Origin of the sequence: Bacillus sp. J14TS2 (assembly GCF_018333015.1) — a bacterium.
Lineage (GTDB): Bacteria > Bacillota > Bacilli > Bacillales > Bacillaceae_C > Lederbergia.
Window position 1 is genome coordinate 207,947 of sequence record NZ_BORE01000005.1, and the last position, 20,553, is coordinate 228,499.

The 20,553-nt window shown below is 40.0% G+C and carries 14 protein-coding genes; 5 read left to right on the plus strand and 9 right to left on the minus strand.

Going from position 1 to position 20,553, the window contains the following annotated elements; all coding sequences use genetic code 11:
• Positions 1–1,113: a glycoside hydrolase family 172 protein gene (locus KI375_RS09820; protein WP_212973323.1), complete on the minus strand. Its 1,113-nt coding sequence runs from the start codon at positions 1,111–1,113 to the stop codon at positions 1–3.
• Positions 1,114–1,361: 248 nt separating this feature from the next.
• Between KI375_RS09820 and KI375_RS09825 the strand changes: the two genes are divergently transcribed.
• From KI375_RS09825 to KI375_RS09835, 3 genes are read left to right on the plus strand one after another with little or no spacing between them, the layout of a single operon-like run.
• Positions 1,362–2,882, plus strand: coding sequence for a spore germination protein (locus KI375_RS09825; protein ID WP_244852486.1), 1,521 nt, complete (start codon positions 1,362–1,364; stop codon positions 2,880–2,882).
• Positions 2,872–3,972: a GerAB/ArcD/ProY family transporter gene (locus tag KI375_RS09830; RefSeq protein WP_212973325.1), complete on the plus strand. Its 1,101-nt coding sequence runs from the start codon at positions 2,872–2,874 to the stop codon at positions 3,970–3,972. The genes KI375_RS09825 and KI375_RS09830 overlap by 11 nt, the downstream gene beginning before the upstream one ends.
• On the plus strand, positions 3,969–5,093 hold the full coding sequence (locus KI375_RS09835; protein ID WP_212973326.1) for a Ger(x)C family spore germination protein: 1,125 nt from the start codon (positions 3,969–3,971) through the stop codon (positions 5,091–5,093). Before KI375_RS09830 ends, KI375_RS09835 begins: the two co-directional genes overlap by 4 nt.
• A 636-nt stretch (positions 5,094–5,729) precedes the next feature.
• Here the strand turns inward: KI375_RS09835 and KI375_RS09840 are convergent.
• The 5 genes from KI375_RS09840 to dhaK all read right to left on the minus strand — a co-directional run bounded on the left by KI375_RS09840 (position 5,730) and on the right by dhaK (position 10,689).
• Entirely contained in the window at positions 5,730–7,022 is a 1,293-nt protein-coding gene (locus tag KI375_RS09840) for an ABC transporter substrate-binding protein (RefSeq protein WP_212973327.1), read from the minus strand.
• A 23-nt stretch (positions 7,023–7,045) separates the two neighbouring features.
• Complete coding sequence (locus KI375_RS09845; RefSeq protein ID WP_212973328.1) at positions 7,046–8,134, minus strand: glycoside hydrolase family 76 protein; 1,089 nt, start codon at positions 8,132–8,134, stop codon at positions 7,046–7,048.
• Positions 8,135–8,664: 530 nt separating this feature from the next.
• Positions 8,665–9,036: a dihydroxyacetone kinase phosphoryl donor subunit DhaM gene (gene dhaM, locus KI375_RS09850; protein ID WP_212973329.1), complete on the minus strand. Its 372-nt coding sequence runs from the start codon at positions 9,034–9,036 to the stop codon at positions 8,665–8,667.
• A 4-nt stretch (positions 9,037–9,040) separates the two neighbouring features.
• Complete coding sequence (gene dhaL / locus KI375_RS09855) at positions 9,041–9,658, minus strand: dihydroxyacetone kinase subunit DhaL (RefSeq protein ID WP_306419806.1); 618 nt, start codon at positions 9,656–9,658, stop codon at positions 9,041–9,043.
• Positions 9,659–9,699: 41 nt separating this feature from the next.
• Entirely contained in the window at positions 9,700–10,689 is a 990-nt protein-coding gene (gene dhaK, locus KI375_RS09860) for a dihydroxyacetone kinase subunit DhaK (RefSeq protein ID WP_212973330.1), read from the minus strand.
• A 195-nt stretch (positions 10,690–10,884) separates the two neighbouring features.
• Here dhaK and KI375_RS09865 point away from each other — a divergent pair, with 195 nt between their 5' ends.
• Positions 10,885–13,023, plus strand: a complete 2,139-nt coding sequence (locus KI375_RS09865) for a type IA DNA topoisomerase (RefSeq protein ID WP_212973331.1) — start codon at positions 10,885–10,887, stop codon at positions 13,021–13,023.
• Between the two features lie 186 nt (positions 13,024–13,209).
• On the opposite strand, the gene KI375_RS09870 is transcribed toward KI375_RS09865, so the two are convergent.
• The 3 genes from KI375_RS09870 to KI375_RS09880 form a co-directional block, all read right to left on the minus strand.
• Positions 13,210–14,040 (minus strand): carbohydrate ABC transporter permease, encoded by an 831-nt coding sequence (locus KI375_RS09870; RefSeq protein WP_212973332.1) that lies wholly within the window; start codon positions 14,038–14,040, stop codon positions 13,210–13,212.
• Positions 14,037–15,023 (minus strand): carbohydrate ABC transporter permease, encoded by a 987-nt coding sequence (locus tag KI375_RS09875; protein WP_212973333.1) that lies wholly within the window; start codon positions 15,021–15,023, stop codon positions 14,037–14,039. Before KI375_RS09875 ends, KI375_RS09870 begins: the two co-directional genes overlap by 4 nt.
• A gap of 79 nt (positions 15,024–15,102) precedes the next feature.
• Positions 15,103–16,521 carry an ABC transporter substrate-binding protein gene (locus KI375_RS09880; RefSeq protein ID WP_212973334.1) on the minus strand — a complete coding sequence of 473 codons (1,419 nt, stop codon included), beginning with the start codon at positions 16,519–16,521 and terminating at the stop codon, positions 15,103–15,105.
• 486 nt (positions 16,522–17,007) lie between these two features.
• Here KI375_RS09880 and KI375_RS09885 point away from each other — a divergent pair, with 486 nt between their 5' ends.
• Positions 17,008–20,214, plus strand: coding sequence for a discoidin domain-containing protein (locus tag KI375_RS09885; RefSeq protein WP_212973335.1), 3,207 nt, complete (start codon positions 17,008–17,010; stop codon positions 20,212–20,214).
• Positions 20,215–20,553: the final 339 nt, after the last annotated feature.

Here is a 20,553-nt window from a genome sequence, read left to right on the forward strand (position 1 = left end):
CTAACGCGGCCATCTTTCTTCCTTGCTTATCAATGGCTGGAACGAATGATGTGGTTCTGTTTGGTACCAATAGGCAACCGAAGCAACATCATCCTGTCTTTCAAATAATCCCTTTTTGGAAACGCCGATCTGTTGGACCGTTACTCTAAGATCTTCATTGAAGCGGATAGGATCAGGTATATGCCAGCGATAGAAGCCTCTCATAGGAGGGACATCATCATTATGGTAAAAGTTGTGAACAAGCTCATCATGTTTTGAATAGTATGGATAGCCCATAAATGGAGTGCAGAAAGTGTTCTCGACTGTCTTCCCATCCTGTTGACTCGCAAAGCTCCAAGCACCACCAACATAGTCTTCCAAACCTGTACCACAAATTGTTGGATAGTCTTCATCTCCATCGATAAACATCTTTACTTCACCTTCTCCCCACCAGTACCTTTCGAGGGTGGTCAAAGCTAAATATGTTCCTACATACTGTCCTTTGCCTTTAATGTTATCAACGATCACGTAATCTTCTGCAATATTTGTGATCTTTTGCCGCCGCCATTGTGCATGAAAATAAGCTGTATTTTCCGGGAGCTCATCATATAAACAATAATCAATTTGATAAAACAAGGCTGGAATCGTCCCCTCATGCTGATTCTCAATTGTGATTTTCGCCTTTTTATTAAAAGGCATTGGAAAATAACTATTAAATCCTCGAGTTGGATTCACCACAATCGGGAGTGAATTAACCATACAGCCTCTCGCAAACCCATTGCAGAAAAAATCACCAAGAGGACTCTCAACTGAAGGAACCGTCTCACCATCCCAATACATTCTTAGCACTAGGTCTCTAAGGACAAAACAATCCTTTTCCGTTTGATCTGTCACCGTAATCCAGATATGTTGGATGATCCCAGGACCATCCATTTCACATAAAGTAACGGTCTCGCCCGCTTTTACATTAGAAATACATGGCGAGCCTTTTCGTGAAGGTCCTAGAGGACTTGCAGCCATGCCTCCCTTCCCTTTTTCACCGTGTGGATTTTCTGCTGTGATGGCACGGCTTCTCCCATTATTCATAAGTGGGAGAGATGAAAGTCCTCCCATTAATGGATTAAAAATTATCATGTTACTCTCCTCTCGATTTTTTATTAGCCTTTCACAGCTTCTACATCTTCACTCATTATTCCTTCATCTTCTCGCCTCTGAAATAGCACTTTTCATGTTTATGAAATATGCATTTTTCTATATTCTGATGGTAGATACCCCGTTACCTTGTCAGGCTAAAATAGCCCCCCTTCCCTTCGTGTTATATGAATAGACTTGGTATTCATTGCGAATACTTCTATTAACATAATAGGAAGTTGAGTGAAGCAATGGCTATGTCTTTTTTTAAGAAAAAGGGGAAACCTTTAAAAACGAATTCAAAAGCAAATACGAACAAGATCTTTTCCACTATCGAGAAAAATCGACATTATCTATGCGAAGCTTTATTCAATACGGATGATTTAAAATTTCGGGAAGTGAAGTATAGAGAAGTATCCGGCATCATTATTTACTTGGAAACATTGGTGGACAGGGAAGTATTTCAACAAAGTTTTCTAATTCCCTTGTCGGAAGCCGTTGACCGACAAAATGTCGAGGAACTGATAACAAGTCCGGAATTTAGTATGACGAATGACCTCAATAAGATTGTATCCGCCTTGCTAAGAGGCGATTGTGCCCTTTTCTTCGAAGGGCGTACGGAATGTTTTCTATTTAACTGCATTCAAGCTAATCCTAGAACACCTGAGGAACCTGATAATGAAAAGGTCGTCCGGGGAGCACACATGGGATTTATAGAAAATCTCGATGTTAATTTAAACTTGGTTAGGGAACGTATCCACAATCGTCAGCTAATAATCAAGTATTTTGAACTGGGCCAGGAGTCGAACACAAACGTAGCAATGATTTATATGGGGGGACTTGCTAACCCATCGATCGTTGAGGAAGTTCAAAAACGGCTTGAATCGATTTCAACCGATATGGTTTTCAGTCCGGGGTATATTGAGGAATGTATTGAAGGTCATCCGTTTTCCCCGTTTCAAGAAATTCTGTTTACTGAAAGACCTGATCGGTTAGAAGCTCATTTAATGGAGGGGAGGGTGGCCATTATCAGTGAAGGCTCGTCTGATGTATCAATTGTGCCAGTCACATTTTTTTCCTTCTTTCAGACGCCCGATGACTTCAACATCAGATTTTATGGGGGATCCTTTTTCCGTTTGCTACGGTTATTCAGTTTTTGGGGCGCCCTCACGCTTCCAGCGATATACATTGCTATTGTCGGATTCCACTTTGAAATTATTCCATATGATATGGTAACGCTTGTAAAAGGCTCGATCGAAAATATTCCATTCTCACCATTTTTTGAAGCACTCATTATGGCAATCACAATTGAATTAATACGGGAAGCAGGAATCAGGCTTCCATCGCCAATTGGTCAGACGATCGGCATTGTCGGAGGACTTATTATCGGGGATGCAGTCGTCAATGCAGGCTTGGTATCAAACATTATGGTGATTGTTATTGCCTTAACTGCAATCATGTCATTTTGTATCCCTTCATACGAAATGGGAAACACAGTCCGCATCCTTTCTCTACCAGTCATGATTGCCGCAGCTACTCTTGGATTTGTCGGTATTGTATTTTCGCTTATGCTCATCCTCATCCATATGTGTAAATTGGAATCCTTCGGGACACCGTATATCGCACCTTTAGCCCCCTTACATGTTAAAAATTTAAAGGATTCTATTATCCGGTTTCCAATCTGGACACTGAATCATCGTCCAATAAGTGTACAACCGCAAAAGCCGGTTAGACAAGGAACATCGAGGGAATGGCAGAAAGATGATCAATAAAAAAGAAATCACTCAATTCCAGTTGATCTTTTTATTAATTCACAGCCAAGTAGGAGTAGGTGTTATTACTTTGCCTTTCGATGTTTTTATGAAGGCAAAGGGAGATGGTTGGATCTCTGTTTTGTTAACAGGGGCCCTCATTCAAATTATGATCTTTTTATTCGGAGCATTAATGGTCCGATTTCCTTCCACTAATTTGTATGGCATTGTCCAATCTCTCTTTGGAAAATGGATCGGGAAAGTAATCGTCCTATTATACAGTATATATTTTATTACCATTGGAGGACTGATTCTAACCAAATTCGCCTATATCCTCAAGGCTTGGATGATGCCACTGACACCTAAATGGTTAATACTTGCCATTATGACCTTCACAGCGATTTATATCGTAAAAGAAAATCTTCAACTTATGGCGCGTTTCTTTGTCCTTGCCTCCATTGTTTTAATTGGATTTATCGGATTGGCTGCTTACGCCTTAAAAGATGCAAACCTTACATTTATTTTACCTATTGGCACAAATGGAATCCTGCCGATTATTCAGGGAATAGAACGCGGTCTGTATGCATTTCAGGGATTTGAGATATTGCTAGTCATCTACCCTTTTGTTCAAGCAAATAATAAAAAGGGTGTGCTCAAAGCGGCAACAATTGCCAATATTTTCATGACACTTTTTTATTCGTTTTTGGTTTTAACCAGTTTGCTTTTTTTTAGTCCGGAAGAATTTAAGCTTGTACCTGAACCTGTTTTATATTTAATCAAGGCATTCTCATTTAAAATCGTTGAAAGACCGGATTTGCTGTTTACGTCCATGTGGATTGTGCTGGCGGCCACCGCTTTCATGAATGCGATCTATGCCTCATCCTTGGGACTGTCAATGATCATGAATTCAAACCAATTAAAAAAATATGTCATCATAGCTGCAGGCATCTGCTTTTTGTTGGCGATGACTTTTCGTGAAGCGTATAACATAGGAACCATATCTAGGATTTATAATAAATTTGTTGTTTTTCCTTTCACTTTAGGCTTACCGATTTTATTTTTACTTATATCCATTATTTTCAACAAGAAGGGACGGGAGAATGACGGATGAATAATCGATTACTTTTTATTTGGACAGTCATCTTGACAATCATTCTTGCCGGCTGCTGGGACCAACGCTTATTAAAGGATCACAGCTTAGTATTGGCTATTGGATATGACAGGGAAAATGATGAAAAGCTAATCAAGACCGTTACCTTTCCAACAAACAGTAATGATATGACTCAGCAAAATAAACGTTCAGTTGAAAGTATAGTTTTATCAATGACCGGCGATACAGTCAAAGATGCTGAAAAAAAAATGGATCAAAGCATTCCTGAAAAATTTGACAGGTCCAAAGCAAAGGTCATCCTTATGGGGGAACAATTAGCCTTCCAAGGCATCTTTTCAACTTTGGATTCCATCTATCGGGATTTGAGAGGTCCATTAAATGCCAAAACGGCGATCTTTGACGGAAAAGCAAAGGATGCATTATCTGTCAAGACGGACGAGTCTATGCTTGTCAGTGATGTTTATTCACAGCTTCTTGACAGTGCAGCAGAACAGGGAATTACCAAAATTGAAAATGTGCAAACCGCTTGTCCCATTATTTTATCGGAAGGAAAAGACCTCGTGTTGCCTTATGTTGATTTAAAGGATGATAAAGAAGTAAGAGTGAAAGGGGTGGCTTTGTTCCATGGTGATCAATTGACGGGGCATTTGAATATAAAGGAAACGAGCATGTTCCTGATTCTCGCTAATCACAATCCAAACGGCCTAACATTAAACCTAAAGGTCAGGAGCGATCAAAAAAAGCATGAAAAGAACTTTGTGAATATTGCCATACGTGATATCAAAAGAAAAATAAAGATGAACACAAAAAATGGGCATATTGGCGCAATGGTAAATGTGAAGCTCGAGGTGGAAATTGATGAGTATCCATTAGATCATTTAAAGAATGAAAAAAAAGTGAAGGCCCTGTCTAACAATATAGAAAATCAGTTAAATAAATTGGCAAAAAAAACACTCACCAAAATGAAAGAGGCTAATAATGATTCTTTGGGGCTCGGCGAAAAAGTGAAAGCCTACCATCATTCCACATGGAAAAAAGTCGACTGGGATAAAGAATATCCTGAGGTTCCGATTGAAACAACCTTCCATGTAGAAATCATTCGCCATGGAATTATTAATTAATATATCGAGCGGGAAAAAGCAGATGAAGCATCGACTTATTGAACAGCCCCTTCTTACCTTAAGTCAAGTAGTTTTTTAGACTCTTGATCAAATGTTTTATTGTTTGATTCTTTTAGAAAAAAAAGGATAGCGTTAAGTCAAATCAATTCTTCAACATTCTATAAGATTAAAAACAGCTCTGTAAAGGAGTTATCAATTTCGTGAATCTATTCCTAGTACTACAACTTATCCATAATTCAAGTAAATTAGTTCTATGTTCCATCTGTCAAAAAAAGCCTTAATTCTATCTACAATTCCTGAAATGGCTTTCTTTTAAAAAGCAGATGAATTGATGTATGCATAGCCAAGTCCGAGCAATACCGCTATTACTTTATTTTCTCTTAATACACTAGAATCGCCATAAGAGACACCTGGATTACGGATAGCATTCCACTAGTTTTTGACACGAAAGCGAATAGGATTGTAATTGTTATGAGAGCTGGTTATAAATTCGCGGATAAAATGGATTAGCAAACTGGTAATAAGGTCATTAAAACCATCGCTAACCAATTCAATAGTTGGCGGGGAATGATGATAGTTGGGATCAAAAAGATAAAAGGAGAGGTACAGATACCCTCTCCCGCTCAATAAGACCAGCTATTCTTGATTTTTTGCATCCAGAATTTTCGTTTCTGATTCTTCTGTTACAACCCGCAGAAATTCATTCGCATCCATGCCTGATTCATAGAATTTTTGCAGATCGATATCGACGTATTGATCATATGGACTAATGCGCTCAGGTGGTGGAGCTGTTTCATTTTTAAAGATCGCTTCAATATTTTTCCCCTCGACGCTTTCATAATCTGAATAAAAGCTCTCCTGTAATTCTTTTTTATCGGAGACAATACCAATTCCATTTTTAGACATCCACTGTTGGTATTCATCGGATGAAAGGTAGGCAAAGATCTTCACAACATCATCAGCATGTTCACTTGCTGGATTTAAGGTCAATGTGTGTAAAAACCCTCTTGGTGCTACTCCCGGAAGTTCTGGCCATGTAGGAATGGTGGCAATATCATAATTCAGACCGGAATCTTTCCGCCAATTTAACGCCTGAGCGTTGCTCACAACCATTGCTGTTCTTTGATCGATAAACCGATGATCTGTGATTAATCCATCTTCTTCGTCAGCATGAAGGGGAACTCTTTCAAAATAACGCTTATACATATTTAAAAATTTTGAAAACTCATCTTGATTTGCGATCAGAACTTCCCCCGTCTCTGGGTCTGTCTTATTGACAGAAAACTGAGAAAGGGCTACTTCATCTTGAAAGTCAAGGCCTCGATAGGCAGTGCCATCCCGCTCCTGTGTTAATCGACCAGCTAATTCAATTAATTCATCCCAAGTCATATCATCACTCGGATAATCTTCTCCGAACTTATCAAATATATCCTTATTATACATAATCACATAGTACGTATCTTCATATGGCCACGCTACTAGACGCCCCTCTGGATCTCTTGCCCGAATCGTGTCAAGCAATGCTTGATTTAAATGACCGGTGTCAATCTGATTGGCTTCAAGTAAATCGGTTAAATCCTGATCAAGCTCGAAATATTCCATATCGTCTTGTGATAAGGTAAAAAAGAAATCAGGATTTTCCCCACTACTGAACACTTCCTCTTCAAGAGATTGACGATCAAAGTTATTGCCAGCTTGGTGTTCAATTGTAATATAAGGGAATTCCTTTTCAATTGGTTCTTTTAAACGCTCATTAAACATTTCCTCATCCCAAAGGGCAACTACCTTTAATGTGATTGGTTCATGCTCTTCTTCCCCACCAGCATCAGATGGTTTAGGTTCCGAATCGGTCTTTTGATTGGAGCACGCAACAAGCAATAAGATAAGCAAAACAGCAAACATTGAAAATAAACGTTTATGAACATTCATCGTTTTCTCCCCCTCATGTACATTCAACTTAACAACTGATAATTGGTTAATAAGGCATATAATTCAACCATCGGTGCTTGATCTAACAGCCATTTATGTTTCTGTTCTAGACCGGTCTTTCCCGACCAATCTGCACTAAAAAGACCAAGATGATCACGACCATTTGTCCATGCATAATCTACATTGTCCTGGATAATCTCAATAAAAGTACGATCTTTCTCTGGATCAACCTCAAACAAAGCTAAATATCCTTTAAATAAAATCGTATTAAACCAAGGTGTTGTTGGAAATAAGTGAATAGAGAGATCTGGATGCTTAGTGGTAAAATGAGACAAACTCTTTTGAGCGAGACCTCGGGCCACTTCTAAATAGTCAGGATTATTGGTTGCTCTATATAACAGAGCATTGGCATGGATAATCGTTCCCGTATTATATGTGTAGGTGGTTCCATCAATGGATCCATCCAATTTCATATTGTCTCCATATACCCCGGTTTCAGCTTGCCAAAGAGCATTTGTCCATTCTAAAATTTTTTCCGCCCAAACGATATACTCATCCTTACCTGTTTCTTCAAATAATTTCATAGCCAATACCGCGGCTGGACCATTGGAGCAAGTATTCTTGGACGTTTTTTGATCCTCTTGCCAATAAATCCCTCCACCAAGCTCAGTTGACCAACCACTAATTGAAAAATCAAACATCTCTTTTGCCATTTCTAAATAATATGGATTACCTAATGTTCTGTACGCTTCTACAAAATCTAGTCCCAACCATTGATTATCATCATAAAACTTTGAACCTCCCCCTTGTTTAATGACATAGGAATCATAGGCAGCTGGATTAGCGTTTACATCTCTATATTGTTCAAGATTTTCTAAGATGCTAACCAATTCCTTACGATATGTTTCTTCCTCCCCTTTCATTCTTGCAAGAGCATTTACGGCAGAAAGGACCCCGGAAAATGGCCAAAGATAGGAAACATCACGATCATCTGGCTTTTTTTCATAGTGTTCAAGAAAAAGCTGCTGCTCCTTTACAAAATAATAGTCTACTAACGCTTCATACGACTGTTCTGCTTTTTCCTTATACGTTTTTGCCAATTTCAAGCTCAAACAATCAGCCCCCTCAATGAATTTTAAACTAACCTTGAGTACATTTTATTAATAAACCGCTTTCATATATTATAATAGCATACTAGCATAAATATCAATATACATTTTAAATATTAATATGCCATTTTGTGAATTTTTTTATAAAAATTCTCCAATTTCACTCCCCCTTCCTAGCCACAAGGGGGTTAGACACAAAAAAGTGAGAACCCCTTCAAATGCCGAATTGAGTATGCAAAAAGAACCTCTATAAAGTGAACCTTCAATCAGTGGGAGGTTATTTCATCCCCACTGATTGTTAGTTGAACCAATCGGGCTTTTACAGGCAGTGTATCCCCCACCTATCCTTCTCCGTATTCTCTTAAGCCTTGAGGGTGGGGGGATTACTGCCCGTTAATGCGGGATAAAAAAGACCTGTCCCCATCAGAGGAAACAGCTCCTTGAATACCAATATATAAAACCGTTGAAAACCGTTGGGGACTGTCCCCCAATATGGTAACGCATTAACATACTGGGGGACAGGCCCCGTCATTTTAAAAGTTTTCTTTTACTCGTTCAACAACTGCATCCAATTCTTTTCCCATGCTTGCTTCTACAGCGGCTACATAGGCTCCTTCTACGATTGGTGCTTCAATCAAGTGAATGTGTTCTGAGCCGCTCATTTCGATTGCCATTTCTGCGTTCATTTTGGCACTGCCAAGGTCGTAGAATAGCAGTACGCCTTTCCCTTGGTCAGCTTTGCTGATGGCGGCTTGTATTTTATCGATACTTGTGCCAATCTCATTTTCTTCCGTACCGCCGGCTGTTGCAATTGGAACATCCTTTACGACCTGCCGAATAAGCTCATTCACACCCTCTGCTATTTTTGAACTATGTGAAATAAGAACGATCCCTACATATGTCATCCTTTTACTTTCCTCCCAACACTTCTGCCAATGCAGCAAACACATAATAAGAGGAAGCTGCACCAGCGTCGATATGTCCAACTGATTTTTCTTTAAAATAGGCAGCTCGTCCTTTTGTAGCCGTCATATCTTTTGTAGCATTCATCGCTCTTTCAGCTTCAGCAAGTAGACCTTCAGGTTCAAAACCATTTGCTTGAAGCCATTCCACAACAGGCTGCCAAACATCCACCATCGTTTTTTCACCGATTGTTGATTTACCACGCTGTTTAATTCCCTCTACAGCTGCTTCAAGGCCTTGCACAAAGGTACTTTCATTTAGCACTTGCTGACCTGCAGTCGCAACAGACATTTTTAGAAAAGCTGTCCCAAACAATGGTCCGGAGGCTCCTCCTACCTTAGAAACTAAAGTCATGGCTACATCCTTGAAGACATCAGCTGGTGCTGAATAATTTCCTGCTTTCACCTTTCCTACCGCTTCCTTGAAGCCACGCGACATATTGAGCCCATGATCCCCATCACCGATTGGTCGATCAAGCGAAGTAAGATACTCCTTGTTTTCCTGGAATTTTTCGTTCGCTTTTTCAATCCATTGAACCGCTTGAGTTACATTGATTTCCATCATAACGACCACACCTTTCAAGTCATAAAATTGACTAGATTTTTTCACTGGCTAAAAGCAATCGTGTTAGCTTCTGCATCGAGCAGTGACTTTAATTCCTCATCCAATTCCAATAATGTCAGCGAGCATCCTGCCATTTCAAGCGAAGTCATATATTCGCCAACATATGTCCTGTAGACATGTATCCCTTTCTCACTTAGGATTTTTTGGACATTTTTGTTAAGAATATAAAGTTCCATTTCTGGTGTGGCCCCGAGTCCATTGATCATAACAGCAACATCGCCAGAGAATGCCCGATCCTTTAGAATCCTTTCCGTTAATTCATCCGCAATTTCCATTGCCGTACCAATCCTTTTTCTTTCGATACCCGGTTCCCCGTGAATGCCAATCCCTATTTCCATTTCATTCTCGTCTAATTGAAAACTCGGTTCTCCTGATGCCGGAACTGTACAAGGTGTAAGGGCCATTCCCATCGACCGAACATTGGCTACGACTTTTTCAGCAACTCGCTTCACTTCGGAGAGTTCGGCTCCCTCTTCTGCTTTGGCGCCGGCAATTTTATGGACGAGTACTGTGCCAGCAATCCCACGACGCCCTGTTGTGAACGAACTATCTTCTACCGCCACATCATCGTTCACAATCACCTTTTCTACTTGGATACCTTCTGCTTCCGCTAATTCCGCTGCCATCTCAAAATTCATCACGTCGCCAGTATAATTTTTAATTACGAGGAAAACTCCGTTGCCACTATCTACCGCTTTAATCGCTTCCAAAACTTGATCCGGTGTTGGTGAAGTAAAAACTTCTCCGGCAACAGCTGCATCCAGCATCCCTTCCCCCACATATCCAGCATGTGCTGGCTCATGGCCACTACCTCCGCCACTTACAAGCCCAACCTTGCCTGTTACTGGTACATCCTTTCTCATCACAACTGTTGTCTCAGCTAGTCTTTGCAATTTTTGCGGGTAGGCCATCACTAATCCTTCCAGCATCTCCTGTACCGTTTCGTTTGGATCATTTATAATTTTCTTCATAAAAAGAACCTCCCTAAAAAAATGATCTGTCTCCCTTAAGTATAACGCATTTTAGAAAGAGTTTAAGTATGAAGTTCATACTTAATTCTAGGTCATTTAAACACCTGAAGTTATCGCGATTTGCTTGCTACCGTACCCCTTTTATGAGATAATCAAAACAGAACGAGTGTACGTTTAATAATTAGAGGTGCTGTTATGAAACCCGTAATCTTAGCTGAGAAACCAAGTCAGGCAAAGGCCTATGCAGATGCATTTTCGACACGAAAATTTGAAGGCTATATGGAAATTACCCCTTGTCCAGTTTTTCCAAACGGAGCCTATTTAACATGGGGGATAGGGCATCTTGTAGAATTAAAAGAGCCGCACACCTACAATCCCGCTTGGAAACGCTGGTCTCTTGAGAGTTTACCGATTCTGCCGGATCATTATGAATTCCAAGTGGCAAAAGGCAAATTCAAACAGTTTAATATCGTGAAAAAGCTGATTCGTAACACAGATACTGTCATTAACGCTTGTGATGTCGATCGCGAAGGCTCAAATATTTTCTATAGTATTTACAATCATGTGGGGGCATATGGAAAGACCATCAAACGGTTATGGATTAATTCTCTGGAGGCAGACGAAGTGCGCAAAGGGTTCGCTCATCTGCACGATAATAAAAAAGACTTGCAATTGTATGAAGAAGCAAAAGCCCGCCAAATTAGTGACTGGCTTGTGGGCATGAATGGCTCACGTTTATATACACTATTGATGAAGAAAAAAGACATTCAACATGTCTTTCCCATCGGGCGAGTGCAATCGCCAACGGTTTATCTGATTTATCAGCGTGATCGTGAGATTGAGACATTTATTTCTGAGCCTTTTTTCGAAGTAGAAGCACAATTCACCGCTCAACACGGGACGTATAAAGGTAAAGCTAAAATAAAAGAACCAAAGCGCGAATTCGTTGTTAACCAATTAAATGATCGACAAATACGGCCCGACACGCCAGGAACCATTACTAAGTTGACCCAGACAGAAAAGCGCATACTCCCGCCACAATTGCATTCACTTTCCTCCCTGCAGGCGACCGCCAATCGCAGATGGAAGGCAAGCCCGGCTACGGTACTAAAGACGATGCAAACGCTGTACGAAAAAAAGCTCGTTTCCTATCCACGAACCGATACAAGATACATCACTCCAGCGGAATTCTCCTATCTCGTTGCTTCGGTTGAAGAGCTTCAGAAGTTGATCAATCTGCCATTCGAAGTGGCATCGCGCACCTCGAAGAAACGTTTTGTTGACAGCTCTAAGGTCCATGAGCACTATGCTATCATTCCGACAAAAAAACGACCGACATCAAATGCACTTGCCAAACTGTCATCACTCGAACGGAATTTATATGAAGAAATTGTCCGAACAACACTTGCCATGTTTCATCGTGACTATCTGTACACCGAAACGAAAGTCACAACAACCGTTAACGGACTGCCCTTTTTCTCCATCGGCAAAACGGAACGCGATAAAGGATGGAAAGAGCTTTTTCCTCCTCCAAAAAAGTCAAAGAACTCCGATGAACCAGTCCTTCCACCATTGAACCAGGGGGAAACAGTACAAAGTGACATTGGGATTAAGGAAGGGAAAACCCAGCCGCCGAAGCCGTACACTGAGGGGCAGCTGATCACCATGATGAAGACATGCGGGAAGCTCGTCGAGGATCAAATGGAGACAAATGTTTTAAGAGAAATCGAAGGACTTGGAACAGAGGCCACGCGAAGCGGGATTATTGAAACAATTAAAAAGCACGATTATATAACCGTGTCCAAAAACATAGTCACGATTACGGATAAAGGACGTATCCTCTGCCAAGCTATCGAGGGTAACCTGCTCGCCAGCCCCTCCATGACAGCAAAATGGGAAGCTTATTTGCGAAAAATTGGCAACGGAGAAGGAACTGCAGCTTATTTCTTGGACAATATCGGAAATTTCATTCACAAACTCTTGCAAGAGGTACCAAAACAGCTGGAACAGCAACAAATGGATATCGTGCTTCCACCTTCCCCTTCTCGCAAAAGCCGTTATCAGCCGAAGGAAGTGGCTCCCTGTCCAGCATGCGGTAAAGGCACGATCATTGCCCGAAAATCATTTTACGGTTGTAGCAATTATAAAAATGGTTGTAAACAGACCTTTCCAGGCACCTTTTTAAAAAAGAAACTCACGCCAACGCAAATTAAATTATTATGCACCAAAGGGAAAAGCAATGTCATCAAAGGCTTTACTTCTTCAGCTGGGAAAAAGTTTGACGCTCCACTTGAGCTGAAAAATGGAAAATTGGAGTTGGACTTTAAACGTTAATGGGTAGGTTCCGGTAGAAAGCTTCTATTTCATTACAGCATAAAAAACAGCTAGGAATCAGCGTTCATGCGAGTTCCTTAGCTGTTTCTTTATTTGCACTGCAAACATTAGATGATCTGCTTACAGTACATTATATTTCCTAGAACTTCCTAGATGGGTGCACTCGCAGTCATTAGTGTTTCTTCATTAGGATTTTACTGCTCCTGCAACTCCCTCAATGAAATATCTTTGCATCACTATAAAAACTAGCATAACCGGAACTAAGGATATCGTTGCACCTGCTGTCATTCCTGCAAAATCATTACTATAAGTACCTACAAATGACTGCATTCCCACAGCTAACGTTCTTAATTCAGGCTTATTGATGGTTAACACAAGAGGAACTAAGAAAGAACTCCATGTCCAAATAAATTGCATAATCGCTGTTGTTGCCACCATGGGTGCACTTAGTGGGAGCATGATTCTGGAAAATGTCCCGACAAAGCTCGCTCCATCTATCTCAGCTGCTTCTTCTAATTCCTTTGGTATCGCAGCAAAAAAGGACGTAAACATTAGAATAAATAAAACGTGGGCTCCAGATGACTCTGCAACAATCACACCTAATAAACTATCAGATAGACCGAATTGGTTAATCAACTTAAATAGAGGGATAATCGTGTACCCTTTTGGAATGAACATAATAGCCGCTACTCCTATGACCACAATATTTCTTCCCGGAAAATTCACCCGTCCCAAAGCATACCCGGTTAGTGCACATAGAACGACTACAATCAAAACGGTTGAAACGGTTAAAATAACCGTATTTAGAAAATAGCCTGAGAAATTTGCATTATACCAAGCTCTCGAATAATTTTCCCATTGGAAGACCTCAGGTAAAAGTGTTGTTCCTGATACAAGTAATTCTCTATTCGTTTTAAGTGACGAGAAGATCATCCATATAAAAGGATAGATCCAAATCAAACCGATCACAGCCAGAAAAAAGTGAATAGCAATACGTGCCGACTTACTACTTATCATCGTTTCACCGCCTTCTTTTCCGCTCTAGCTTTCCTATAGTTCCTTATTTCTCCTGAAAAACCAGCTCCCCCAAATATAAGACTGATGATAAAGGTAAATATTCCTAATAAAACGCCTGCTGCAGAAGCATATCCCATCATAGGCGTACCCCCACCTTCTCCATCAGCAAAGGCATAATTATAGATATAGAGATCTAGTGTTTCTGTGGCACGGTAAGGGCCGCCATCAGTCAAGGTTTTTACAAGATCAAAGACCTGCATTCCACTTACTAAAGATAGTAAAACAATAACTGCTAACATTGGTTTTATTAATGGCAGTGTAATATGCCTTAACATTTTCCAAAAACCGGCACCGTCCAATTGAGCAGATTCATATAATTCTGTTGGGATTGCTTGTAGGCCAGCCAGCCAATAAATCATATTAATTCCTATACTTTTCCAAGAGCCAACTAAAATTAAAACAATCATGGCAAGTGTTCCTGTGGATAACCAGGAAATTGGTTTTTTGTCAGGACTTATCATTTGTAAGATTTGATTGACTAATCCATCCACCCCAAAGATATTCCCCATGATAATCCCTACGATAGCTGTCGTTGTGACAACAGGCAGAAAATAAATCGTTCGATAAAAGGCTTTTCCTCGTAGTCGAACATCATTTAGAATGATGGCTAAAATCAAAGAGAAACCCACACTAAGAATCGTTGTGCCAAGCACATAATATAAAGTATTTAGAAAAGCGTTCCAAAATCGTTCTTGTGTCAAGAGTCGCAGATAGTTATCAACGCCAACAAAATTTGTTAATGGGCCAAACCCCGTCCAATTAAAAAATGAATAGACATAGCTCATTACAATTGGATAAACCGATAAGGTTAGAAATACAATGGCTTGTGGTAATAAAAAAATATAGGCCCACATAAATCGTCTTTTTTCTCGCTTACTATATCTTTTTTTCATTGGTAGCACTTCCAAATTACTTTTGGACATCCTTTCTCACTCCTTTATCACATAGCTCCTACATGATGTGGGCACGGGCAAGTATGCACCGTGCCTCATTAAATTGTTCTTACTCTAAATCCTCATAATCTTCCTTTGTGTAGGGGGTAAGTGGCTCCCAATTTGGAAATTGATACAATTCTCTTGTCACATCTGGGGTTTCCTCTAAAAGTTTATCGAATGTTTCATTTGCTTCTGTATTAATCTTGTTCAACTCACTTTCTAGATCTTTTACTTCTCCAGTCAAATAACCAACTGCTATTTCACCAATATCACTAAAACTTAATTGGGAAGTATACTCCCTTTTAAAATCAATGGTTTCCAAGCTTCTTTCTGTTGGATCTGGAACCGTTATCGCTTGTTCAGTCATTAAATCAGTAATTTCTTTATACTGTGGAAAAGGTGCTTTCCCTTCCACGTCCATTTTTGCTGGCTGCGTACTCCCCGCTTTTAAAATTACGTCACCATAAATATGATCAAAAGCATAGTTAAGGAAAACCTTCACTTCTTCCCAGTGCTCTGTTTCATTATTGACCACAAGGCCATTGGTGCCGTTTGCAGAGTGATACCAAGGCTGTCCATCCTTCGTAGGCATATTCACGACACCCCAGTTTTCAAACTGACTTGTTTCGAGCAAATTGGTGCCTGTCCAATTCCCACCAATATAAAAAGCAGCTTTCCCCGCAGCAAAATTCGCTTCTGCTTGTGGAGGATCAATTTCAAGACTGGTTGGATGCATAATGTTTTCTGTTTGTAGCGTTTTTAAATATTCAATGGACTCCAGCTTTCCGATATTATTGTAATCGGGAGTTCCTTCTTTATAATTAATATCTTCCGGCGTTTCAGGGAAAATAGCCGTAGATTGATAGTTAATGACACCGGCATTTGCCCAATCTGCGTTATACCACATCAATCCATATGTTTGTCCTCCAGAGCTTTTATAAATTTCCTTCCCTATCTCAATCAATTCTTCCCAAGTCTGAGGAATCTCACTTTCAGAAATATTATTCTCCTCCAAAACATCTTTGTTATAAAACATCATGTTTACACCATGGTTTGGGGAAAACAACGGAAAAACATAAGGAACATTGTCTATGGTTGTCCCATTTTCATACCATGTACCAGGATAATATTCATCTCGTACTTCCTCTGTGAAGAATTCGCTTAAATCTTTCGCCATATCCATATCTACTAACTCTCTTAATGTAACAGTCGAAGTCGTAAAAATATCTGGAAGGCTCTTCTCTGAAACAGCCGTTTGATATTGGGCTGCTTGAGAACTAACGGGAATATTTTGCAGATCAATTTTTATTTCTGGGTTTTCCTTTTCAAAATCCTCAACAAATGTCTGGAAAGTAGAATTTAATTCTGGATATCTATTCCATACTTTCAGAGTGACAGTATTACCATTTTCATCACCACTTGAGCATGCTCCTGCCACAACAGCAAGCAAAATGATAATACTCAATATCAACGACATTTTTTTCATCAAAACCACTCCTCATCGATTACTATTTTGATCCGTTATTTCTCGTGTTCTCTCTAAAGCTGACGTGAACGGGAAACGAGTAAATCAAAACTATTCAATACCGTGAAACGTTCATTCTACTAAGATACTTTGGCATTTCTCAGCAATGCCTGTGTCTTCATCATATAATAATTTTTGCACTCTAAATAGGATATTAGGAACATATCAATCGTACATTTTGAGTATTGCAGAATGGAGAAATAAAATCTTTGGACACTTTAAAAAAGAAAAATCCCCTCATCATTTCATCCATGAATACTGATTTAGTGGGAATGCATAGATCAATAGACCTTATACCTTTTCAACATCCCCCCTCCCCCGACATCCAATTCGTCCTATGGAATTGTTCAAATACTCCTACTAGAGGAAATCCGATGTATTGTATGATGTTAAGCGACTGAATGTTTTCGTCTTCAGTTTGAAAAGTACGAAAAGGAGTGAGTTATCATGCTGGGGAATTCGTTCCTAAACGGGAAGAAGATAGATAGAGAAGTATTCAATTTCAATATGGATTGGTTATTTTATAGAGGAGACATCAATAAAGAGCTCCCTATTGATGATAGCTGTTGGGAGAGAGTCGTTTTGCCACATACGGTTCGTCTTGAACCGAAAGAGTGGGAAGATACACCAAGTTATCAAGGCATCAGTTGGTACCGCAGATATTTTACATTAGATCAAACCCTGTTAGGAAAAAAAATCTTTGTGCGATTTAAAGGAGCAATGATAAATGCAGATGTTTGGGTGAATGGGCAATATCTTTTTTCCCATCATGGAGGTTATTTGCCTTTTACCATTGATATTACAGATACAGTGATCCTTGGAAAAGAGAATCTTATTGAAGTCAAGGTGGATTCAAACGATGACTGGGAGACCCCTCCCGGAAAGCCACAAAAAGAACTCGATTTTGTTTATTTTGGCGGTTTATATCGCAATGCGCAGCTTATTGTAACCAACCCACTTCATGTCTCAGATGTACTATCAGCCAATAAGGTTGCAAACGGTGGTGTCTTCATTACTTACCCAGAAATAGATAAACAGAAAGCAAAAATAAGAATCCAAACTCACGTGCAAAACGATGATAATAGAATGAAAGAGGTGTATATTCAAGCAAAAATTCTTGAAAAAGAGAAGCTGACAATTGTTGCCGAAGGAAAAAGTGGTAAGAGATTATTGAGTGCGGAAAGTGATGAAACGTTTGTTCAAACACTCTCCATCGATAGGCCTAAATTATGGAGTATGGATCATCCAAACTTGTATATCGTGCTTATTCAAGTAAAAGAAGGGAATGATCTAAGAGATATCTATCAAGAACAAATCGGGATAAAAAATATTACATTTACTCCGGAAAATGGATTCTATATAAATGGAACCCGTGTCCTATTAAATGGCGTAAATTATCATGAAGATTTCCTCTATGTTGGAAACGCGGTATCCGATTCCATGCTTTATCGTGATGTAAAAATGGTCAAGGAAGCAGGCTTTAATTTTATTCGTACTGGGCATTATCCTCATAATCAAGCCTTTATGAAAGCTTGTGATGAATTAGGAATTGCCGTGATTGTCCCTACTCCTGGTTGGCAATATTATACAGGGAAGGGAGATTTCCAGAAAAGATCCTTACAAATGACTCGGGAGATGATTCGACTCTATCGTAATCATCCATCCGTTATTGTCTGGGAACCAGTTTTAAACGAAACTTGGTATCCCGAGGAATTTGCCCAAAGGGCTTATCAGGTTGTCCACGAAGAGTATCCGACGAACCAGGCTTTTGCGGCATCTGATTTCGGGGCTCCTTATGGAATACATTTTGATGTAGTCTATAAAGAAGCCTATAGTGAAACAAAGCCACTGATTACAAGGGAATGGGGAGATGCAAACCATAATATTATGGATGGAGAACGCTCCGCTCGCAAGTTTGGTGAAAATAGCCTAATCCAAGCGAGTCTCCATCGGCAAAATTCCCTTAAAGGAAATAAATGGAAGGACAGTGATGAAGAAGATGGCTATTGGGATTGGGCCGGATTGAATGCCAATCAACGAATTTCGGGGTACGCATTATGGAGTTATAATGATTATAACCGAGGCATGTCCCAAGAAATTGCTCATTCTGGAATCGTTGATCGTGATCGCTATCCAAAGTTTAATTATTATTGGTTTCAAAGCCAGCAATCCCCATGCGCTAATTATAAACCTATGATTTTTATTGCCAATTATGGATTAGAATCATCGCCAAGGGATCTACATATTTATACAAATACGGATGAAGTCAAGCTGTATAGAAATCAAAAATATGTCGGCACAAGAACCCCTCCTACAATTGACCATATTCGCCATCCAATCATCATTTTCCATGACGTCCCTTGGGAGGAAGGAGAACTTCGAGCTGAAGGGTTTATAAATGGTAACGTCGTTGCAACACATACCATTGCTACACCAGGAAAACCTGATCACTTATCTGTTGAGTTTGTTAGCAATGGAGTAGATAAGCTCGTCGCAAACGGGGCAGATATGATAAAGGCTCATGTATCTATACGAGATCAACATGGGCATGTCGTTCCTACGGGGAGTCATTCTATTTCTTTACATCTATCGGGACCTGGCCAACTGATTGGGAATGAAGATAGCCGGGTGAGAGCAAACCCAGTGAAGACGGAAGCTGGAATTGGACCTGCTCTCATCCGCTCCTCTTTAACACCAGGCGACCTAACCTTAACAGCTACAGCACCAGGTTTACAGTTCGGCGAAGCACAAATCACTAGTATTCCTTATAGGGGGAAATGGTTGCCAGGAAGAGAGATTGACCGAGATCCTTTAATCCATGAGCCAAACATCATAGCACATAGATGTATCACCGTAAGCAGTGAACAAAACGGCCATAAAGAATCGAATATCAATAGTGAACATCCTGAAAGTTACTGGTTACCAGATAAAATGGATCTAGCACCATGGCTGGTAGTCGATTTAGGAGAAAAGAGCAATCTCATAGGGGCAAAAATACTTTGGTCTTCCAACAAAGCTTCAAAGAAATATAGGATAGAAGTAAGTGAGGATCAAAAGAATTGGATTACAGTAGTCAATCAATCTGAAAATGAAAGAACAGAACAGACACAGCGAGAATATTTTGCATCGAATGCGCAATTTGTGCGCTTAAGCCTTTGCGATTCATCTATGATATGCGAAGGAATCGTCGATTTTCAACTTTTTACCGGTAGAGGCACAGCAAAGGATCCAATTCGCCCAAAACCAAGAATTAACATCGCTACGGGAAAAACAGCACTAGCAAGTAGCTTTACACCAGGAAATGAACCTAATAAGGCTGTAAATCAGAACGACCTGACCTCATGGCAAGCAGGTACATATACGTTGCCGCAATGGTTACAAATTAACTTCGAAAAGAAAGAAAACATTTCTGGAGCGAAAATACTCTGGGGAAAGGATAGCACGCATTACGCTTACAAAATTCAAGTATCCAAGGATGAACAAAGCTGGATAGATGTTGTGAACAAAACCTCTACTGGTTCTTATTACCATCCTATAGATTTCAAGGCACATTCAATTAAGCATATTCGTATTTACATTCATAACCTTATGGCTGGTGGCGGCGGCGAGAAAGTGGCCATAAAAGAACTAGAAATCTATCGTGATAGCAAATAGAATAAAAGCGCAAGGCGCCTTGATCTAGGAAGAAAGGCTAAATTCGCTCCGGCCTACGCATCATTTTTCTTCGTTTTGACTGGATTTTGGGTGCGTAGAACCCCCTACGCACCATTTCTCTTCGTTTTGACTGGATTTTGGGTGCATAGAACTCTCTACGCACCATTTTTCCGCGTTTCAACTGGATTTTGGGTGCATAGAACTCTCTACGCACCTCTTTTCCGCGTTTCGACTGGATTTTTGGTGCATAGAACCCCTACGCACCACTTTTCTCCGTTTTGACTGGTTTTTTGGTGCGTAGAACTTCCTACGCACCATTTTTCCTCGTTTCGACTGGAT